The sequence below is a fragment of the Bradyrhizobium sp. genome (genome assembly GCF_019244115.1).
Classification (GTDB): domain Bacteria; phylum Pseudomonadota; class Alphaproteobacteria; order Rhizobiales; family Xanthobacteraceae; genus Bradyrhizobium.
The window spans coordinates 1-4,255 of the sequence record NZ_JAFATE010000121.1 but is presented as its reverse complement, the minus strand read 5'-3'; the positions used below and the strand labels follow the sequence as shown (position 1 = coordinate 4,255).

Below are 4,255 nucleotides of genomic sequence, written 5' to 3'. Positions count from 1 at the left end.
TCGCGGATGAGCCCAATGGTTTGCCGCTGAGCGACATCGCGCGCCGCCTCGACATGCCCAAAAGTGCCGCTCATCGGCTGCTTTCGTCGTTGGTCAATCGCCGCTTCGCGGTGCAGGACGATACCAGCCAACGCTATCGGCTGAGCGTGAAGCTTGCCGCGGTGGGTTTTCGCATCCTTGCGGGTGCCGGCACCTCCGATATCTGCCAGCCGTCATTGGATAGGCTGGCCATTCGAACCGGGGAACTCGTCCGCCTCGCTCTGGTGGAAGGCGACACGCTGTTCTGGATCGCCAAGTCGCAAGGCGCTTTGTCTGGCCTGAGATACGACCCTGATCTCGGGCAGGCCGTCGTGTTGCACGCAACGGCCACCGGCAAGGCGTGGCTGTCGACGATGAACGACGCAGCCGCGGTCAGCCTCGTCAAGAAGCGCGGATTTGTGGTGCCGGCACGCTTCGGCAAGCCCGTTGTTCGCGATGAGCCAACGCTGATCAGGGAGCTCGCAGCAACACGCGCTCGCGGTTATGGCATGGCGATAGAGGAAGGCGAGCCTGGTACCTGCGCCATGGCATCAGCGATTCTCGGCCGCGATGGGGTTGCGGTTGGCACCGTCAGCATCGCCGGTCCTGCTTCGCGCTTCACGCCGGAGCGCATGAAAGAGGTGGCGCCGGATCTCGCGGCGACGGTTAACGAGATCGCAGATCTTTGGCCGGCGCGACGCGTGATGAATTTTGTTTCCGGCAACGCGCTCAGGAAATCTTCCAATGCCTGAACTACGCGCCATTCAAATCGACGAAAGCATCAAGGGTCGCATCGCCATTGTCACGGGCGGCGCCAAAGGTATCGGCGCAGGCATTTCACGGGTGCTTTCTTCGGCAGGCGCCCATCTCGTGGTCGCGGACCGCGACGAGCCCGCCGCCGAAAAACTCGCCGCCAGCCTTCGCGCGACCGGTGCTGGTGCGACCGCCATCTCATGCGATGTCGGTGACACCGCGGCGGTAACGCAGGCGGTCAAAAGGATCGAACGCGTGCTCGGTGCGGTCGATCTGTTGGTGAATAATGCTGGCATCGGCGATTTCGTCTCGTTTCCGGACATCTCTCGCGAGCGCTGGGATCGCATGCTCAATGTCCACCTCACGGGTGCGTACAACTGCTGCCATGCCGTGATGCCCGACATGCTGAGGCGCCGTTTCGGCCGCGTCGTTAATGTCTCGTCAGTCGCCGGAAAGAGAGGCGACTTCATCGGTAACGCGCATTACACCGCTGCAAAAGCCGGAATGATCGGGCTGACGAAGTCGCTCGCCGCCTGGGCCGCTCCCTATGATGTGCGCGTCAACGCCATCGCGCCCGGAATCGTCGATACGGAACTGACTCGAGAGATGAGTAAGCCCCATCAGGCGACGACGATTTCGCGAATTCCGCTGGGTCGTTTCGCGCAGCCGGATGAGATTGCTTCGGTTGTTTTGTTTCTGTTGTCCGATGCCTCGAGCTACGTCATCGGTGAAACTATCAACGTCAATGGCGGCTCCTATCTCGATTAGCCAGAAGATTTCGTTCCGGATCCATCGAATGAGTCACTACAACACTGGCGAAATATCATGATCGGTGGCGGTCTCCCACTTTCATTACTGGAGCGGCTTCCCGGCGTCGCTCACCGCAAGACGGACGCGTCCCGGCCGGAGTCCGCAGGTGGTTGATCGGACAACCGACACGGCCGTGCGCATCGGCGTCGTAGGAGTAGGCGCGATCGGACGTCGTCATGCGCAATATTGCGTCGATGAGCCCGCAACGACTCTCATTGGTATTGCCGATCCGGCAAGTGAAGCCGGGAGCCTCGCTCACGAGTTTGGCGTGCCTCACTTTCGCTCTCTGGAAGACATGCTGGATGCTCAGCGCGCCGACGGGATCATCGTCGCGGTGCCGACCCCGCTGCATTGCAAGGTGGCTCTGACTGCAATTCGACGTGGAATTGCGGTGTTGATCGAGAAGCCAATTGCCAAGCACCCGGCTGAAGCCACAGAGCTGATAGCGACGGCCAATTCAACTGGCGCGAAAATTCTGGTTGGGCATCATCGGCGCCATAATCCGATCGTGCGCGAAGCGCGCGATATTGTGAAAAGCGAACTTGGCCAGTTACTGGCGGTCAACGTGTTGTGGGCCGTTCTGAAACCCCGCAGCTATTTCGAGCCGCAGTGGCGACGGGTTGCTGGTGCTGGCCCCGTCCTTACCAACCTTGTTCATGACGTTGACCTGCTGCGATTCATGTGCGGGGAGATCGTCAGCGTTACCGCGGCGGCCCGTCGGTCCGCGCGTAGGCACGAGGTCGAGGATACCGTCGCGGTCCTTTTGGACTTTGAAAGCGGAGCGCTCGGCACGATCACCGGATGCGACGCCAGCCCGTCGCCCTGGTCATGGGATGCGAATTCCGGCGAGAACCCCAATTTCCCGGTGAGCCGCGAAAACTCCTACCGCTTTCTCGGCAGCGATGGCTCGCTTGAGTTTCCGGATCTGCATGTATGGAAATATCGCGTCGACGGCGAGGCCGGTTGGACACGGCCAATCAGTCGGGAGGGGCGCATCGTGAAGGCCCAGGATGCCTATCGTCGCCAGTTGCGGCATTTCTGCCGCGTCATCAAGGAACATGAAGAGCCGCTGGTCAGCGCAGAGGATGCACGTCGCAGTCTGCAGGTAACCGCTGCAATCCTGCGATCCGCGGCAACGGGCCAGTCGGTCAACCCCGCTGAAATGCAAGGGGCGGCGTAGTGAGAATCGCGATCGTCGAATCGACGCATTGGCACATGCCGCTCTATCTCGATGCGCTCGAGGCCCCGAGCTTACGTGTGGTCGGTGTTACGGACAGCGCTCAGAAAACCGGTCTATCTTTGGCGAAGCGGTTCGGCTGCGAGGTCTATCGCAATCTCGACAACCTACTGGATATGCAGACCGTCGATTTTGCATTCGTGTTTGGCCGTCACATCGACATGCCTACGCTGGCAGGAAAATTGATTGAACGCGGCATTCCGTTTGCGATCGAGAAGCCCTGTGGAATCCGCGCGATCGACGTGGATCGTCTGGGAGCCAGCGCTGAGGCAAAAAATCTCTACGTCGCAGTACCTATGATCTTCCGCATGAGCGATACGCTGGACATCGTCGGGCACACGAAAACGCGCCCTGATTTCGCCAGCTTCCGCTTCATGACCGGGCCACCATCCCGTTACGAGGCTGCGGGAACACCGTGGATGCTGCGGTTCGACCTGGCCGGCGGCGGTCCGCTGATCAATCTTGGGGTGCATTTCATCGACTTGTTCTCTGTTCTTGCGCGGGACGAGATCGTGTCGGTGTCCGCAGTATCGTCCTCGGAAATTAACGGCCTCTCGATCGAAGATGTCATCAGTGTGCGAATGGTGACGAAGCAGAACCGCATAGGTACCCTGGAGTGCGGGTACATATTCCCGAGCGACAACAAAATTCAGCGGGAATTTACCTTCTCGATTAGCTCGCAGGATTCCTATTACGCGTCCGGCGACGATCAAATCCTTGTCCGATCGAAGTCAGCCGATGGACAAATTGAAACGCGAAGAATTCCCGCGCGCCTCGAAACCGATGTCTATTATCCGCTTTTTGTTCGCCGCGTTCTCGACGAAGTGCGGGCTGGATCCGTGCCTGTCGCCGGTCTCCGCGATGCTTCGCGGGCTCTTAGGATCGTGGAGGCCGCCTATCTGTCCGCGTCGCGCCACGGTATGCCCATCCAATTGAATGCGTTGCCATGAGAGAGTTTGCTGAAGCGCTCGTTAGGGCACGCCGTTGCGATGGACGGCTGACCGCCGGGTTTGGGGAATTGCCCAGCATCGAGCAGGGCTATGCCGTTCAAGATCGCGTTCAGGCTTTGCTCCGGCGGCGGATTGCCGGATGGAAAGTGGCCCGGACACCTGACGGCGAGGTGATTTCCGCGCCAATCCTCGACGATGCCGTATTCAAGTTAGGGGCCAACGTACCGCTGAAAACGCTGTCACATGGCTTTGAGTGTGAGTTGGCGTTCGAGGTGAAGCATCGGCTGCCTGTGCTATCGCGAACCGAATACGTCATCGACGATGTCTTGCCGGCACTCGGTGAGGCCCTGGCCGTCTTCGAGCTATTGTCGTGCAGGACCGAGCAGGGATTTCAATCTCCGCGTCCCTTGCTTATTGCCGACAATCTCGGAAGTGGCGGCATTGTACTGGGAGCGCCACGCGCCGACTGGCACAGCCTCGATCTCGA

The 4,255-nt window shown here is 59.9% G+C and carries 5 protein-coding genes; all 5 read left to right on the top strand.

Annotation, left to right across the window (positions count from 1 at the left end; all coding sequences use genetic code 11):
- The coding region (locus JOZ76_RS05705) for an IclR family transcriptional regulator (RefSeq protein WP_291697655.1) at positions 1–770 on the top strand (770 nt) is incomplete at its 5' end.
- The gene (locus tag JOZ76_RS05700) at positions 763–1,539 is read left to right on the top strand and encodes an SDR family oxidoreductase (protein ID WP_291697654.1); all 777 of its coding nucleotides are present in this window, start codon (positions 763–765) and stop codon (positions 1,537–1,539) included. The genes JOZ76_RS05705 and JOZ76_RS05700, both read left to right, overlap by 8 nt.
- 148 nt (positions 1,540–1,687) lie before the next feature.
- Positions 1,688–2,761, top strand: a complete 1,074-nt coding sequence (locus tag JOZ76_RS05695; protein WP_291697653.1) for a Gfo/Idh/MocA family protein — start codon at positions 1,688–1,690, stop codon at positions 2,759–2,761.
- Positions 2,762–2,796: 35 nt separating this feature from the next.
- A complete protein-coding gene (locus JOZ76_RS05690) occupies positions 2,797–3,768 on the top strand; it encodes a Gfo/Idh/MocA family protein (protein WP_291697652.1) in 972 nt (323 codons plus the stop codon).
- The coding region (locus JOZ76_RS05685) for a hypothetical protein (RefSeq protein WP_291697651.1) at positions 3,765–4,255 on the top strand (491 nt) is incomplete at its 3' end. The genes JOZ76_RS05690 and JOZ76_RS05685, both read left to right, overlap by 4 nt.